Annotated in this window: 11 protein-coding genes; all 11 read left to right on the top strand. The window is 46.6% G+C overall.

The annotated features are described in order from the left end of the window. Window positions 1-389: 389 nt before the first annotated feature. The 11 genes from On2M_RS15345 to On2M_RS15295 all read left to right on the top strand — a co-directional run bounded on the left by On2M_RS15345 (window position 390) and on the right by On2M_RS15295 (window position 17,757). Window positions 390-944 carry a fimbrial protein gene (locus On2M_RS15345; RefSeq protein WP_151219228.1) on the top strand — a complete coding sequence of 185 codons (555 nt, stop codon included), beginning with the start codon at window positions 390-392 and terminating at the stop codon, window positions 942-944. Between the two features lie 14 nt (window positions 945-958). Continuing rightward, on the top strand, window positions 959-1,672 hold the full coding sequence (locus tag On2M_RS15340; RefSeq protein ID WP_247604998.1) for a molecular chaperone: 714 nt from the start codon (window positions 959-961) through the stop codon (window positions 1,670-1,672). After that, window positions 1,659-4,136 (top strand): fimbria/pilus outer membrane usher protein, encoded by a 2,478-nt coding sequence (locus On2M_RS15335; protein WP_210905087.1) that lies wholly within the window; start codon window positions 1,659-1,661, stop codon window positions 4,134-4,136. The genes On2M_RS15340 and On2M_RS15335 overlap by 14 nt, the downstream gene beginning before the upstream one ends. Beyond that, complete coding sequence (locus On2M_RS15330) at window positions 4,133-5,476, top strand: fimbrial protein (RefSeq protein WP_151219226.1); 1,344 nt, start codon at window positions 4,133-4,135, stop codon at window positions 5,474-5,476. Before On2M_RS15335 ends, On2M_RS15330 begins: the two co-directional genes overlap by 4 nt. Before the next feature lie 7 nt (window positions 5,477-5,483). After that, a complete protein-coding gene (locus tag On2M_RS15325) occupies window positions 5,484-6,140 on the top strand; it encodes a molecular chaperone (RefSeq protein WP_210905086.1) in 657 nt (218 codons plus the stop codon). A 55-nt stretch (window positions 6,141-6,195) separates the two neighbouring features. Next, window positions 6,196-6,960: a winged helix-turn-helix domain-containing protein gene (locus On2M_RS15320; RefSeq protein ID WP_210905085.1), complete on the top strand. Its 765-nt coding sequence runs from the start codon at window positions 6,196-6,198 to the stop codon at window positions 6,958-6,960. Next, window positions 6,947-7,417, top strand: a complete 471-nt coding sequence (locus tag On2M_RS15315; protein WP_247604997.1) for a hypothetical protein — start codon at window positions 6,947-6,949, stop codon at window positions 7,415-7,417. Before On2M_RS15320 ends, On2M_RS15315 begins: the two co-directional genes overlap by 14 nt. 682 nt (window positions 7,418-8,099) lie before the next feature. Continuing rightward, entirely contained in the window at window positions 8,100-10,310 is a 2,211-nt protein-coding gene (locus tag On2M_RS15310; protein WP_210905084.1) for a DEAD/DEAH box helicase family protein, read from the top strand. A 58-nt stretch (window positions 10,311-10,368) separates the two neighbouring features. Further along, a complete protein-coding gene (locus On2M_RS15305; RefSeq protein ID WP_210905083.1) occupies window positions 10,369-14,361 on the top strand; it encodes an N-6 DNA methylase in 3,993 nt (1,330 codons plus the stop codon). Then, window positions 14,354-15,940, top strand: a complete 1,587-nt coding sequence (locus On2M_RS15300; RefSeq protein ID WP_210905082.1) for a hypothetical protein — start codon at window positions 14,354-14,356, stop codon at window positions 15,938-15,940. The genes On2M_RS15305 and On2M_RS15300 overlap by 8 nt, the downstream gene beginning before the upstream one ends. Window positions 15,941-17,034: 1,094 nt before the next feature. Next, entirely contained in the window at window positions 17,035-17,757 is a 723-nt protein-coding gene (locus On2M_RS15295) for a hypothetical protein (protein ID WP_210905081.1), read from the top strand. The last annotated feature ends 103 nt before the right edge of the window (window positions 17,758-17,860 follow it).

Raw genomic sequence — 17,860 nt, 5'->3', positions numbered from 1 at the left:
AAAATATAACATCATCTCAGTCATCTGGATGACTGTTGCTGCATTAATTTGTGATGAATATCGTTATTATTGTATTTAATTCAGGTTAAGAAAATTTTTCTTATGGAAATTATCATTATCATTAAAACTCAATAAAAGCAATTAGTTAGAATGAAAATATCGAAATTAAGATCTTATTTAAGATCGACCTAATATGATTTGAGAAAACAAAGGTTTTAATTTCTGGGATTATTCTTAAACTAGCCGTCATCGTAGGGTTACTCTTACGGTGTCATAAGACATTACTGATGTCGCTGCATCCCTGAATAAATACTCCACGCTAAGCGGAGAAGGGTTATTGCATCATTTTATTACGATGCCAGTGTATTTATTAATTAAGGATAGACAATATGAAAACCAATATTCCTCATGCCAGTTATATATTTGCAGCTGGTGGCCTTGCATTATTGTTTGCGCAGATAGCGTATGCTGATTCAGCAAATACCATCACCTTTAAAGGCGAAGTGACCGAACAAACTTGCGAAGTCACGGTTAACGGTGTAAATGCACGGCCAGTAGTATTACTGCCATCTGTTGCGAAAAGCGATCTCGCGTCAGCAGCATCTTCAGCAGGCCTGACAACATTCACCCTCGGCGTGACCGGCTGTACAGTTGATTCTAACGCGTTGGATATTAAAACCGTCTTCGTTGCAAATAATATGACCGAACGCGGTAACCTGGCTAATACAGGTACCGCGCAAAATGTTGAATTACAACTGCTGACCGATAGCGCGGGTACTACGCCGATCGATTTACGTACTGGAACTCCGGTTGCAGGAATTACCGTTGCGGCCGGAAATACATCCGGTGAGCACGACTTTGCCGTGCAGTATTATAGCCCGAACGGTGGGGCAACCGCCGGGACAGTTGTTGGCACTGTGCAATACGCCATTTCCTATTTGTAAGCGAGATCTGCGTGATGAAAGGATTGGCTATTAGTTTGGCAGTAATGATGATGTGCTTCTGCGCGCAGGCAAGCATAGTGATGACCGGCAACCGGATAATCTATCCGGCAGACAGTCGGGAAGTCAGCGTGCAATTAACTAATCGCGGCGACGTCCCCGGCGTTGTTCAGGTTTGGCTTGATGATGGCGATGCACAATCAGTACCACAAACTGCGGCCGCTCCTTTTGTCACCACACCACCGGTCTTTCGGATGGCGGCCCACGCGGGGCAAACTGTGCGGTTGCGTTACATCGGTAAACCCGTCGCACAGGACAGGGAATCATTGTGGTGGTTTAACTTCATTCAGATCCCGCCCACAAATAAGGACGCGCAAACCGATAACCAGCTTCTGGTGCTGGTGCGTAGCCGCGTAAAAGTATTGGTCAGACCGAAAGGGCTGGTGGGTTCACCGCTGGAGATGGCGAACACCAGCCGGGTCTGGCTGCAGAATGGCAAGCTGCATTTCCGCAATAACAGTGGTTACTATCTCGCACTTTCGTCACTTGACGTCAGCGGCACGGGAAAAAAACAGCGCATTCAGAGCGAAACGATCGCACCGTGGACGACGATGTCATGGCCTGCAAAAATTTCGCAATTGAACGACGCGCAAATGCGCTGGATTAACGATCAAGGAGCCTCATTAAGCGGGCGTGTGGCGCTGGAGAAGCAGGACAATGTCCGAGACTAATCCACGTTGGTGGTGGCTGTTTTTGCCCATTGCGATGCCTGTTTTTGCCAGCGATTACACCTTTGATGAAACATTGTTGCTTGGAAGTGGCTACGAGAAAGGCCTGGCAATGCTCAACGATCCGGATGCCGTGGTTGCGGGACGTTATAGCGTGGATATCTGGCTCAATGGACAATATGTAGGGCGGGATGATGTATTGTTTCGCCAGAATACCGCAGGGCGTACCGAACCTTGTCTTCCGGCTAAATTTTGGGATGAACAGGGCGTAACAGCAGCACCGGAACAAGCGCAGGAATGCTTTGCCCCTGAAGCTCGGATCAGCGGTGGACGGTGGGATTTTGACCAGAGCCTGTTGCGTCTGAATCTCAGCGTGCCTCAGGCCGCATTAAAACGTACCCCAATGGATTATGTACCGCCGTCGCAGTGGCAAAGTGGCGAGAGTGTGCTGTTCAGTAACTACAATCTGCACGCTTATCACAATAAAAATAACGGTCAGCAAAGTGATTACGGCTGGCTGGGTCTGAGCAGCGGCTTCAATATGGGGAGTTGGCAATTTCGCCAACAGTCATCTGCCAACTGGCGGCGCGATGGCGATCGTGAAAGCCAACGCTGGGATGCGCTGCAAACCTGGCTTCAACATCCTGTTGCAACACTGGAGAGTTTACTGACGGTAGGCGAAAGCTACACCTCGGGAAATCTGCTTGGCAGTATGGCGTTTACAGGTGTCAAACTGGAAACCGATCAACGGATGTGGCCGCAGTCGCGACGCGGCTACGCCCCAGAAATTCGTGGCACGGCATCGACACCTTCACGCGTTGTGGTCAAGCAGAATGGTCGAACGCTTTACGAAACCAGCGTACCACAAGGCCCCTTTGTACTTGATGATTTGCCGAATACAGCCTGGGACGGTGATTTACAAGTTGAAATCACCGGCGCCGATAACAAAAAGAGTAGCTATACCGTGCCATATGCCAGCGTACCTTTATCACTGCGTCCCGGCGTCTGGCGCTACGGTCTGGTGGCAGGGAAGACCCGGGATTACAGCGCTGCCGATGGTCTGTTTACCGATTTCACGCTGGAGCGCGGGATGACGAATCTCCTGACCGCCAATGGCGCTTTGCGGATCGGCGACGACTATCAGGCACTGCTGATGGGAGGCGTTCTGGCTACATCGATGGGCGCTTTTGGTGTCGATATTACCGGTTCGCGGGCCCGGATTTCTTCTCAAACTATGAGTGGCTGGCGGTTGCAAACCAACTGGAGCAAAACGTTCAACCCGACAGGCACTCACGTCGCGCTGGCGGGGTATCGCTATTCCACAGAAGGGTATCGTGACTACGGTGACGTCCTGGGTGAGCGAAGCGTCAGTGGGAGCAATGCGCAGTGGCGCTCGGATACACTGCGTCAAAAAAACCAGTTCTCCGTTACGGTGAACCAAACACTGAACAGCTACGGAAACCTATGGCTGTCGGGATCAATGATGGATTACTACAGTGACCGTGGCAACAGCACACAATTGCAGGCTGGTTATAACACCACCTTTGGACGAATGACGTTAGGTATGTCATTCAGCAGACAGGATACCTGGTGGCGTAACGGCGATCGGTCACAAGTGCAAAAAGAAAACATGGCAACGATTACCGTCTCAATGCCTTTCGGTATAGGCGAACGTGAGCATACGCTGGCGCTGTCGGCGAGTCAGGCTCAACATGCAGGGCGCAATGCACAGTTGGCATTGTCTGGTGCGCTTGATCAGGATGAAACCCTCAATTACGCGCTGTCCACGGGCTGGCAACAAGGGCAAGAGGAATCGAACAGCGTGACCGACTGGAGTGGTTCGCTGCAAAAAAATACTGCTTTCGGCACGCTAAACGGCAGCGTTTCACAGTCACAAAACTATCAACAATGGGCTGCTGGTGTTCGCGGGGCACTCGTTGTACATCGCCATGGCATCGTTGCCGGCCCGTGGGTTGGCGACACATTTGCTCTGGTAGAAGCGCCAGGCGCTGCGGGAGCCAGAGTAGGGGGTGGACAGGGTGCAACCGTGAACAGTGGGGGTTATGCGCTGGTCCCCTCGTTGACACCTTATCGCTATAACAACGTGACTCTCGACGGTAGCGGAATGAACACCAACGCAGAGCTTCAGGAGAGTCAACGCCGCATTGCGCCAATGGCAGGGGCCGCAGTAAAACTGCGTTTTGCAACGCTCTCTGGCTATCCGTTACTCATCACTGTGAAGAGTGACGTGACGTTACCGATGGGAGCGGCAGTGACCGACAGTCGAGGCCGGGTAGTGGGGATGGTTGCCCAGGCTAATCAGGTATATGCCCGCGTTGAAGACGAAGAGGGACTATTGATGCTGGAAAGCAGTGATTGTTCGTTGCCGTGGAAACTTAACCCACAACAACGTACAGAACCATTAATTGCATTAACGGTGGATTGCGTAATAAAAGGGCGCTCATGAGACTATTTTTTCTGGTGCTGGCGCTGTTTTCTTGCCAAACGCAGGCCGCCTGTGAATACATTATTTATCCATACAAATCAGGGAGTAGTGGTGCACAAGGCACCCACAGACTCAGTGCAAGTACGGACGGCATCGCCAATGACTGGCGCTCCGGCGGCGGCAACGATGCCTGGAACGGATTATTGCCGGGATTGAGTAAGTCTGTTGATATCACCAGTAATAGCAGCTTTCAGCCAGCAGGGACGATACTGACTTCCAGCGGCGGGATCCCTTTTACTACATATGCCCATAAAGGCGGTGGTTACGATCCTGAGCAGGTATTTTTCCGTTGTACACCGGACACTGCCGGGCAACTTTATGAAGCCTGGTCAACGAACGGCGATGACATCGTGGCTGGCTGGTATGAAGCAACGGATGTACCTGGCGCGTATCTGACCATAATGAAAAACGTCGCATTACGCTTGACGCATGACGCGACAGGTAGCGTCTTTACCGACAGTTGGCAGCAACGCCCACTGGAGAACCTGGATCTTGACACCAATGGCAACTTCCTGATTAAGGCCAAGAACTTCTCGACGATAAGTGCCGAGTTGATTAAAACGCTGGATACACGCTATTACGCCAACCAGGCACAGTCTGCTACTTATAATAGCTATGTGAATCCCAATGCTTACGTGGTTTTTCGTGGGCCAGGTACAACTTCGTGGGGTATCAAGATAGGTCAGCCGCACCGTGGTGGAAATTGGGCTGGCTGGGCGAATGACTGGCCATCAGTGATCAGCCTGTACAACAACGGGATCTTCGTCAAACGTGCAGCAATGTGTCAGGTCACTGATTTTACGCCGGTAGTGCATCTGCCGCCAATTTCCGTGGCTCAGCTTAAGCAAGGGGAATATTCCTCAGCCCCCTTCCAGATAGGATTTGCCTGCGAATCAACGGTGGTTTCCGGTGTGGCGACCGGGAAGAGCAATGTCGCAATGGGGCTGCTTGCGCCGGAAAGCAGCGTCAACAGCGCATGGGGTTTTAATTTGATTACCGGTAAAACAGTAACCTGGCTATTGGATACGCAATATGGCGCTCCCGGGCGGGCTCGCGGCGTTGGCGTGCGTGTTTACCGTGCGGGTAATCCGGTGAATTTTATGGCGGTGTCGACTGTCGGTAGCGGTAGCGAAGGCGGCTGGATGCCAGTCATTGGCAGCAATACGCAGCAAAATGGCAGCCAGGATGGCATCAATTACTACAGCGAAAGCTTCGAAGCTCGTCTGGCAAGTTTTGGCGCGGATACGTTAACGGCGGGGAGCTACCAGTCACATGTACAAGTTTTATTGCGTATTCAGTAGCCTCTGGATGCTGGCATTTGGCCTACATGCGGCGGTTAACATCAGTACTACTCGGGTCATTTTCAACCACGGAGAAACTCAACGCTCGGTGATGTTAGTCAACGACGGTAAATATCCCGTGGTGGTTCAAAGTTGGGTAGATGACGGCACCCCAGAGAAAGGGCCATCACAGGCCAGTTCGCCTTTTATCGTGCTTCCCCCGGTGCTAAAAATTCTCCCCGGCGAACAACGCGAGATAAAGGTTATGACGTCCGGTGCGGGGCTTGCCAACGATCGCGAATCATTATTCTGGCTCAACGTGTACCAGGTTCCAGCGGAGGTGAAAAGTAGCTCAACTGGTGAAAAAGTGCGCTTAACGTTAAGAAATCAGCTAAAAGTCCTATGGAGACCGAAAAACACAGGCGTGTTGACTGAAAAAAGCATCAATCTTCTGAGTTTTCACCATGAAAGTGGGGAAATTTATGCTGTTAATCAGAGTTCCTGGAACATAACTCTGGCTAATGTATCTTCAGGAGACTATTCCATAACTGGAATAGTGGTTTCACCACGTTCCCGGCAGGTAATTTTTAAATCCGCGCCTCCTGAAATGCTGAATAATAAGATAAACTTCACTGTGATTAACGATGAAGGAAATCGTTGGGGATTTTCAACTGTCGTAAATTAACGCTGGCAGTGCTCGCACCAGCTAAAATGACAAAAATCCATATTCAGGGAACATAATGGCACACGTGTTTTTGCTTAACAGTACCGTTGTATTCTGGCCAGAGCGGAACGTACTCTACGCGAAATCAGATGAGACCAAACGTATAACATTAAGCAATCCGGCAACCCGTTGTTTACTATTATTAATTCAACAACAGGGTCAAGTTATTGGCCGTGATTATTTTTTTGAGCATGTCTGGTATATTAACGGTGCGCAGGTCACCAATAATACGTTCTATCAGAATATCTCCTTGTTACGTCGCGCTTTTAAAGAACTTAGCCTGAATGAAGAACTTATCGTAACCGTGCCGAAAGTCGGGATCCGTCTGGAGCCGCAACTGGAAGTGCTGGAACAGAAGATAGAAGAGCCGCTCAGCGATCACCCCGTCACGCCATCGGTAACGTCGGTAAACACAGTGACAAAATCACTGCGTATGCGCACACTGTGCTGGATTTTGGCGAGTGTGGTGTGCTGCGTTTTAGCCGCAATAGTGACCTGGGAGGCACAGTTTGATCCCAGACTCAGTCGTTATGTGCCATTAAGCGTAGGGGAGGGATGTCACTGGTACGCCAATCAGGATGTGCTTAAATTTGATCAGCACCAGCAGTTTATCAAAACAAGTACGCTGGATTGTCAAAGCTATCCCTGGGTTTATCTCACGCTGTATCCCAATTTCCCGCGGATCTCCGCATTAACTTGTCGAAAGCAATTTAGTCGCTGGCGGGATAATGATTGTGTGACCCATTATTATTTCGCGGAGTCCAGACATGTGGGGACGTAATATAAAATGGTGCGTAGGCATCATCTTAGCAGTAGCGTTAACAATTGCAGCCACGGTGACGTTACAAAACTGGCAGCGGTCGCATTTCGATTGCTCTGGAGAATTAGTAATGAAGTATCCAGATATTCGTGGTGATATTTCAGTCAGATACGTTTTTAATGGCAGCAATGGGGTGGCTATTTTACGCGGAAAAATCACTGATAATAACGGTGAAAACCTGGCGGTAAATCAAAATGTCTGGTTTACCTTTACCCGCAAGGATGATGATTACTTTATGGAATCCGGAAATGTCGCTTCAAGTTCCGGTGGCACTAACATTCATCCATTGTTAGCGAGAACGTTGCCAGATTTTTTCCTTAAACCCAAAGAGCCATTTTATTTCAGCATATTGCGACTCAATAGCAGTACATGGCAGTTCTATACCAGCCGTTCGCCGTCGGTATTTTGTCAGCGTTAAACCACTGAGATTGCACTCTGTATAGCGTTTGCATACAGAGTGCTTTGCTCAAAGCATCTCAACTGCAGGAGACCGAACCTTGTTCATGATTGGTTATAGACAGAGAAATCAGACGGGGCGAAGAGTGGACAGGTCCATGGGGTTAGAAGCCTATGCGGTATAAATTCAATTTAACTTATGTCGAGCTAAAATCTAGTTCACAGGCGCTAGCTTTTATAATGCATTGATTTTGCCGTAATTTGTATTAACCAATAGTCATTTCATTAAAAATTTACTTCATGAACCAATCCCACATAACCGCTTTTTAGACTGTTTTAATATTCGAAGAGAATGAATGCTGGGAGTCCACTCTGCGCCGTGAGTTCATTCATGACTGCGTTGCCTCGACTCGTTGAATTCACAGCTCTGAGCGGCCCTTCTGCTTACTGTTTTAGTTTGGTGTACTGATACCGCCCATCCTGTATGCTCGCTATTTGGGTTTTTTGTTCTATTCCTGCAGGGGACAGCATCCTTCTGCACTGTTGGTGAATCCCCGGAATTGGTGGGCAATGCCGTAAAACTGTGGCTGTACCCATATCTTTGTCGGTGGCTCGAAATCTGATTAGTAACGCCTGTTTAAGGTATAAACATTGATGTTAATATAAGGCAAAGAATCGATGAGAGATGTGCGAAAGGGCTGATTATGACGCGTAACGAGCATTTGCTCAGGAATGGCAATATTGAAGATGCACTCACTACTGCTGGCTGGGCATGGCAGGCAAAGGTGCAGATTGCTCCAGGGCAAATCAGCATCTCTGGCTCCACTGCCTATGATGATATGCGTGCCATTACCGTAGATTATCTGCTGAGATTTCAAGGAATACCTCTGGCTGTTGTCAATGTTAAAAATAAAGTAAAAAGTGCTGCAGACGGTATACAACAGGCATCAAGATATGCGAGCAGGCTCTCGCTTCGATATTCTGTTGCAACTAACGGTATTGACTGGGTGTTAAAAGACAACGAAACGGGAGGGCTGGAAATCCTGACTTCACCTCCTGAACCTGAAACATTACTGAGGCGTATGGAGTTTCCCCTGAATCAGGAACGCTGGGATCAAGTTTTCCAAGCTGATTATCCTTTAGTTCGACAGATGCGACCCTATCAGGAAATTGCGGTTAACAAGGTACTTCAGCACTTCGCTCTGGGGCACAGACGTGCGGGTATCATTATGGCCACTGGTACAGGTAAGACCCAGGTGATTCTCCACCTGGTCAGAAAAATGTTAATTGGCAAGGTAATTTCTGCCAACAGAGTTCTTTTCATTACAGATAGAGCAGCCCGACTGGAAGAATTACGGTTTATTTTTGAACAGTTTCCGGATATAAATTCTGTTGTACTTAACCGGGAAATGATGATTTCAGCAGATGAGGAAGCTGTTCACCTTGCAACGGTGCAGATGCTAGTAAATCAGTATGAAGGAAGAGAATATTTCAGAGATCTCCCGCCTGACACTTTTGGATTGATTATCATTGATGACAGTACAGGGCCTGGATTTAGCCGTGGTCTCCCGGTGCTTAAGCATTTTGCGAATGCCATGCAGCTTGGCGTCAGTTCATTCTCGGGATCTTATATGCGTAGTTTGGCTGAGAGTGGTGCCAGTACTACGCAGGCGGAATGGTTTGGAAATCCCGTATTTATTTACGGTGGTATGCAGGCTATAGATGAGGGATTCCTTGCTCCATACCGAATGGTAATAAGGCATCTGGATACAGTTTATGGCCACTCCTCCAATAACCCGTTCACTAATCAACAATCTTATAATGTTCGTTCGCCTGACTACATCCGAATTATTGCTGATGATTTCTGGACTTTATTAAGTCAGGAAGGCCGAACGAACGAAAAAACAATCATATTCTGTGCTGACAGTACTCAGGCTGAGTTTATGGTGAGGGAACTCGGGCATTTGTCCGGAGATCCCGGATATGCTGTACGCATAACCGGGTATGATGAAAATAGAAATCAACTGGTGCAAAAGTTCATCGTGGCTGACTCACATTCTCCCAGAGCTGCTGTTACTGTTGACTTTCTGACGTCGGGTCCGCCTGTTCCTGATGTCAGAAATCTTGTGTTCATGCGACCTGTTCATAGCGAAACGCTTTATCAAAAGATGAAAGCATGTGGTGCGCATCTCAGCATTGCATCTGATAAACGTTTTTACACAATATATGATTACACTGGTGTCCACAGGCTTGATGAGCGTGGCACTGCGCTGGAAAGTGGTGAGAACTGGACACTTCAGACCGATGAAAGGCACTTTCGTTCATTTTTGTCTGTTGGGGCGGGATTCTCAGTGGAAACGGATCTGGATGGAAAAGGGCATGTTCACTTACCGGACGGCCAAAAGCTCCCTTCAGATATTTATGTTAATGATTGCCGGAGAGGGATCCTGAGTCTTTGTCAGAACAACAAAGGGACATTATATGCTCAATGGGTCAACAGAGTTCAACGTCAATACCTTCGGGAGGATCTCAGATTAAATAATATTTCTGCGGAAGTTTTAAGGGTAATACTTAATCTGCCTGATGTTGATGATGTAGATATTTATGCAAAAGTAGGTTTCCAGCTCGACTGGGTACCAGATCGTGTTGAACGGGTTGAATCACTTTGGGACAAAGGGATGTCCTGGCTGGAAAATGAAGGTAGTACAGCCAGTATAAAACTTCAGGTCTGGCAAACTGCGCTTGATCACTATTGTCTGTTTGGGATCGATGACCTTGAGAATGCTCAGATTTATATGACTCCTCCCTTTACTCAACAGTTTGGCAGTTTTCCGGAAATGGCCAGGCGCTATGGTGGGGCAGCAAGACTCAGGGAAGATTTTGAAAAAATAAAAGAGCTACTGTATACCAGCTAGCTGCACTGATATTTGAACGTGTTTATTAAGTGTGGTTATTTATATTTCATGAGGAATTATGAATACTGAATCCGGCATAAAAGATAAAAAAAGAGTTAGTGAAGAAACCATGCAATGCATCATGTCCATGAAAGCATTGACCGCCGGTATGCCAGAAGTGATATTCAGGACGTTTGTTCGTGATTTTTTCTCTGCATTTTTATTGCTGAGGTGGATTGATATACACGATGCCGAGGGAGAGGCTGTCGCTCTCTTTGAGGAAAAGGATTATCATCCGTTATTACCTTCTTATCTGCGTTTCCAGAACTGGCCTCATCCCATAACTTTAACAGATCTTACGGCGTTTGTTAGTTCGCTCGTCGCTTATCTGGCGCGGCATGACAGGCAAGAGATCCCTGTCCTGAATGCGCTAAATGAAATAGTGCAGAAGTTACATGAAACACATCTGGCTCAGTTTACTGCAACTGTTAACTGGATAGCATCATATGCCCGTGGAATGCCGGATGAAAGGCAGATGCTGAGCACGATGTTTGAAACAGTACTTGATGAAACCGAAGACATGAGGGCAGGGTATTTTACAGCTCCGGATGTCACCACTTATCTGGTAACTGAAATTATGTCGCCTGAAGCGGGCGAAAAAGTTTATGACCCCTGTTCCGGTTCGGGGGGATTTTTGCTTTCCGCATTCGAAAAAGTTCGACGAAGCAGACCCGGTACAGGAATAAGTGATGGCGGGACCTCTTTTATCGGATGTGAAGCTCGTGCTGATGTATTTTTGTATGGTATCACCAGACTGATATTAGCCGGTGCCACAAACATCCATTTAATGACTAAGCTTCCTTCAGAAGGTACTCATACTTCCCGTGATAAGTATGATGTTGTTATGACCACGCCAGTGACTGGCGCAAAATACATATCATCAGAAGCGTCAAAAAATGAATTTCTGTTTCCTGATACGGACAGTACAGGTCAGTTTATACAGCACGTATTTTCCAGCCTGAAAACAGAGGGACGCGCAGCTATTGTTGTCCCGGATGGCTTTTTGTTTCGGGGAGGCGCAGACAGAGAACTCCGACAATATTTGCTTAAGGAAGGTGCTGTTGAGGCTGTTGTTGCTCTTCCTGCCGGAACCCTTTTCCGCCATTCAACTCTTCGTGGCAACCTGTTGATACTCAGGAAGAATAGGGTAAAACGTACAGAGTCAATCAGAATGGTTGATGCCAGCCTTTTATTTGAGCGCTCACCAGGTAGTAAGACCTTATCCATAACACAGGCAAATACCGACATTCTGGTAAATGCGAGTACAGACAGAGACGTTCGTCGGACTTATGACATTATACAGGATGGCACTTACAGCTTCTTTGACATCAGTTCCCCATCGGAGCGTATTTTCAGCAGTCTTGAGGACTTTGCGTGGGATGTTACTGTTGATGAACTTTCGCTTACGGGCTGGGATCTGACCCCCCGGAGGCGAAACGATAAAGAACTGTATCAGTTTTTTAACGATACACTGGACGAAACGAGTAAAATAGCCTCACTTGTTTCAATTTCTGAAGTCTTCCCGGGGCGTGTACATAAATCAACTGAGCTATTCGACAGTCCCTTAAATAAAACTGATGCTGTTGGATATATACGAATAAAAAATTTATTCCAGGGTAAAATTACCCGCCCCTCAAGTTGGATCTCAGCGTCCAGTTTGAGTGCTGATGAAAGGCTCAGGGAAGGTGATATCCTTTTTTCCCGTTCAGGTACGATTGGAAAAGCCGCAATGGTTGATGGTGCCTCAGCAGGTTCTGTTGCGTCACACGGATTTTATGTTCTGCGCGTAAATTCCGGTAAAATTGAACCCGGATATCTCTTGGCATATCTGCACAGTCCGGTATGTCAGACGTGGTTGTTATCCCGTTCCCGTGGTACTGCGATTCAGCATATACACAGGGAAGCCCTCAAAATGTTGCCGATCCCTGTTCTGCCTCATGAACTACAAAATCACGCGGCTGCACAGTTCCATGATTTTGGAACCAGTGCGCAGGCCTTTATTTTGCACATGGCAGGCAACAGTTCATCGGAACAGCTCACTCAATGGCTGTCTGACACAGAGGGACGATTGCCAAAGTATATTGTGGGTATTGATGACACGCCTTCTCTAAATCGTATGGAGACGCTGGTTGTTGGAGGTGCACTTTCAGAATTACATGAACGAGGAACGACTGTTCGCTGGCTACCCTTGATGATTCGCAGCCTGGACTCACTGGCAGGAGTGAGTAAAATCCCCCCCGGAGCCGGGTTAATGACAGTCCTGATGGATGCCGAACGTTCTTTTAAACAGGTAATGGACAGTGCTACAGGGCATTTCCCTCATGAATCCAGAGCCCGAATGATTAGTGAGCGCATGCGTATCTGGCTAAGAGCGGCGATCAGTGACATGGTTGATAAAGACTGTATCCAGTTGGTCACTCATCCAGAATACCTGAATACCGGCAGTTTCGAAGAGTTTTCAGTTGAACTTCAGAATCGGGGAGTATTGCCTTTACGCAATGTTGTGATCAGGACAGAACCTGACTGGGGAGGATTAGCAATCCCATGGTTAACAGAAAAACAACCATTTGTTCTTCCCATGCATGGAGATACTCCAAAACGTGAAGGCATATTGTCCTGGCGGATCACATGGCACGCAGTATCATTATCCGGTATGAACCTGAAAGGTGAAAAGGAACTGGTTTTACCTGTATCTGACTCCGCCCATCGCACCAGGGCTTTTGAGTCTGAACTCGGCGGGAGCCCCTATGTGACAGGGAGTCCTCTGGAGCCCGCTCACGGACATAGTGTGTTTTATGGCCGTGAGGAATTGATTGATAAAGTGTGCCGTCAGGTTGCCACTCAGGGAAATGTTGTACTTCTGGAGGGAAACCGACGGGCCGGAAAAACATCCATTCTTAAGCATCTTGAAGGCTTAAAAGCCATTCCAGGCTGGCTGGCGGTATACTGCAGTCTACAGGGGGGGAATGGTGATGCCCAAAAAACCGGGGTTCCAACAGTGGAGGTTTTCAGGTGCATAGCACACAGTATTGCATCTTCACTTAATAAAATGGCTGTAGATGTTCCGCTACCGGACGGGGGGCTCATTCTGTCAAACGCACCTGTGCTGGGAAGGGCCAGAATTATTAGTGCTGCATGCGTTGCGGGGATTAGAAATGATTCCTCTTTTTCTGATTTTCGCGATTATCTTGAGCTCATTCTCACAGCTCCTGTCCTAGAAAATATGGGGCTCCTCCTTATGCTAGATGAGTTTGATAAGTTACAGGAGGGGATTGATAATGGGGTAACATCACCACAGGTTCCTGAAAATATACGTTTTCTTATCCAGACATATGCCCGTTTCTCGGCCATTCTGACCGGGAGTCGCAGACTGAAAAGGTTACGTGAAGAGTACTGGTCTGCTCTTTATGGGCTGGGCACCAGTATTCCTGTTACTGCGTTGGATGTTGAAAGCGCCCGTAAAGTTGTAACAGAGCCTGTTCAAGGACGACTGGCTTTTTCCAGGGGAGCTATTGAACGGCTTCTGGAATTAACAGCCCGCCATCCTTATCTGATGCAATGTTTGTGTAACCGAATTTTCGATTTTGCAGTACAAATGCGAAGCCGTTCAGTTGGTGTAACAGTTGTGGATGAGGCTGCCCGTGAACTGGTCAGGGATAATGAGCATTTTGCCAGCCTGTGGGATTACTCCAGCCAGGGGCCTATAACTGGCAGACACCGAAGGCACTTAATACTCTTGCGCTGTGCACAGGCTGTTAAACATAGAGAACACCTGAATTTTACATCCTTACAGGAACTGTTGATTCAGTCCGGTATTGAGATTACTGATGAAGCGCTGGATATAGATTTAACTTATTTGCGCGAGCTGGAGCTGATTGAGTTTTCAGGTGATCTCTATGACAGCGAATACGCATTAACGATACCACTAATGGCTGACTGGATAGAACAACATCAGGATGCGGATGTGATTGTAAGTCAGGCCAGAACTGAATCTGAGGAAGAAAATGTCTGAGTTCCCTTTCCCTGTACTTGGCACCTCCGTTCCCCCGATGATGGGAAGACAGGCCATTATAAAAAAAATGATTGCTTCGCTCACAAAAGCGCTTCCTGACCATATACAAATGACGGGGCCTCGTTACGCCGGAAAAACGGTAATTTTACATGAACTGGCTGCACGAATGCGCCTTCCCGATAGCCGTTATAGTGCGGTTTCTTTATGGGATCTTGGTCATCGAACACCGGCAACAGATGATAGCTTTATGCTTATGCTGGCTCAAAAGCTGTCATCAGCACTAGATGAAAAATATCCCGATTATGCTGAACATTTAAAAAATATTAAAGACAATGCCTATCAGGATATTGCTGAGGTACTTGAGCTTATCAGGATTGAGGGGAGGAGCATTCTTCTTATTATGGATGGATTCGATAAGCCTCTCGGAAATGGTCAACTTACCCGGAATTTATGGGATCAATTGCGTGAACTTGCATTAAGTCCGGCACTCCGTCTGGTTGTCGCCAGCCGATTGAGGCTTCGTGAGCTTATCCGACACCCTGAAGCACAGACCAGTGATTTCTGGAATATTTTCGACCCCACTCCGGTACATGTAGGCTGCTTTGATGAACATGATTTGTCCTGCCTACAGCAAAGAATGCCTGATAAAGAATTTCAGCGTGGGGCGTTGACAGAGCTCTGGAATGAAAGTAATGGTTTCCCAGTGCTTATGCTACCGATCCTGAATCATGTTAGCCAGGATACAACCAGTAAAATGATAAGCCCGGACATGACGATTGCTGCTGCTCAGGCTGTATTTTACGCCATCAGGGATCAACTGGATGTTCTGTGGAGTGATTGTCCAGTGACATCACAGGATCTGTTCCGCCTGGTGCTGGAGAAGGGAACCATTCCACAAGTAGAAGCGGCACTGCATGATTATGAGCGATTACATGAACGGGGTTTTATCCAGGTAGCAACCAGAAAAATACAGAGGCCATGCCGCCTACTTGAACGTTACCTTACTCAGCAGCCTGACGAAGGGAACGCTATGAATCGGTTGTTCAGCTCTCAGGATAGCTGGATGCTGCATTTTAAAACGGTACTCGAACGTCGTATTGATCAAATCTCAGGTATAGATACTTCACTCAAACGTTATCTTGTCCGCGCATTGAATGATTTGCCTGTAGAGCCAAAGATGTTTTTGACGAATGTTAGAGGAATAGTGGATTGTGTTTTTGACCTCATCTGGTCGGTGGAAATTCCTGACAGACAGATTCCTGCCAGATGGATACAGGTATGGGAATCTAACAATGAGTACGACATCGATAAATTTAAAAATGGATTTCCTCAGGGGGGCCGGCGAGTTATGTTGCTCAGGCTGATGACGGGCACAGAGAAAAGCAGGGCGTGTGCCAAATATATCACAAAAGAAACATGTGTCCTTATGGATGCAACACATGAGTTTGGCAACTTCGGCCAGCATCAGAATGGCGCAGAGTTTAATGCTGGAAGCGCATATTCCGTGTTATTAATTTGCATTGAACTTTCTGTAGCTTTAACCCGTGATATTGGACTGTCGCTTATTAAATTGACTTAAGGGTTGTCAAATCCGGAGGGAAAGAGCACAAATAACCGGGCCAGGCGCCACATTCATCTCGGCGGCGTCAGGCCAGAGGCCTTTGAACAGGCCTCGTTGTGAGGACAGAATTTGTGTACCGGGGAGGGGTCTGTCCACCAAATGGTCAATATTGTAGGTTATTTAACTTATGTTGTAAGAGAATTTAGTTCATAAACCAAAAGTTAACTATCCACATGATTTCAATGTATATTCTCAATATATTGTTGAGTCTACCTCAAGATAACTTCATAAACTAGTAGGAAATGAGCGTCTAATGTGCATTTCTTGGCAACTTACTTAGATTCAGAATTTCCTAACTTAATCGCATAACCCGGCAAATCAAGATTTAGGTGGTATCTGATTGTCTTCTTGAATAATTTATGAATTTTAGTAACATTTAGATACACCAAAACCTAATCAGAACTTCTCTCTCTGAGGGCGGTAGCGTTGTCAGGATTGGCTAGACTTGCATGAGGCCTTTGTCCCTGACCCGATATCCTGATCCATTCAGATAAAGAATTCCGGCATACGAGAGGCTGGTCTTTTTTGCACTACAGGTCAGCTGTAGCTCTATTCGTTAATTTTAGTGGCAGCGGACGACAGTGCGCTACACATGCGTATCAGGCGATCAGGACCACTATGGCTCTCGTAGAGTTCACGTCATGCTTCCGATTAAAAGTAAAACACATCACAGAATGAAGTTGGGCAGAAGAAAGGTGAATAGCAGGAATGACGACACTCTGCAGGAATAGCTATAGTCCGACTAACCACAATACTAAAAATGATGAACAACCGCAGATGCCGTTTGCAGCCATAACCTGCCTGAACCGGGTAAGTCCCTTGCCATCGATAACAGGCGCTCCAAAATAGGGGAATCATTCGTTAGCCATTTTAGATGTAGGACCACACTCTATGGAGAGTGTCATTAAGAGTACTTTAATAGCTGGCAAGTGAATATGAAAATGTACAATGAGTTATAAACTTCATTTTACCGTCAACACATAGCTTTCATTGATTAGTTAACATATTTGTGGACGATTAAATATGGCATTTCTACATTCAAAGGAATTCTGATGGAACTGAGTATAGCTCGTCGTATATCTGAAGGTGTTGGCAGTTATCTTCATTATCTGTTCTGTTGCAATAAAGCAGGTTTATTCAATGAGGATATATTAAAATCATCTGTGGGAGATGTATTAAGTACCGTATTGATAAATGTAATAGGGGCTAGGGTTTACTCTAATTACAACCATGAAGCGCTTAATTCAGTGAAAAAACGGGGTGCACCAAAAAGAGTTGACTTTGCATTAATTAATCATCACACAAATGACCATGCAGCAAATAATGTTTTCGTTGAAACTAAGTGGGTTGGTTCAACTCATTGTAACTCATCAGAAATAATCACTGATCTTTATAGATTAGCATTAATCAAAAAACACAATAAAAATTCCACCTGCATATTTCTTCTTGCTGGTCCGTCAAAAGCCCTTGAAAAAACTCTAGCATCACTTCCCTTTTCTTTTCCTGATGGCCGTCCTATTTTAAGTAATACATATCGTGAGAAAAAATTCAAACCTGATATTTCAAAGGCAACACAAGTAGAGTTATTTAAAAAACATTTGAAAAAAACTCATAAGAAACTCGAGGTGGATTTACCTGCATCATTCACTACTGTTTGCACGGATATATATCCTATCCAAACTCCTAAGAAGACACTAAGATTTCAATCCATAGCTTGGGAAATAAAAAACGTTGATCAGGAACATTTTTTATTACCAAGGTGGTATTTAGGGTGAATAATTTGAACTATATCTTGTCAATGGACTGACCACCACCCCGGTGGACGATCCTGCCCTAAAGTTTGAGCATAGGAGGAGGGTGTGGGCACACCACGATTTA

This window comes from Citrobacter sp. On2M (genome assembly GCF_018035235.1).
Lineage (GTDB): Bacteria > Pseudomonadota > Gammaproteobacteria > Enterobacterales > Enterobacteriaceae > Citrobacter > Citrobacter meridianamericanus.
Note: the sequence above shows the minus strand (reverse complement) of the source record. Positions and strands in the feature narration are given on the sequence as shown.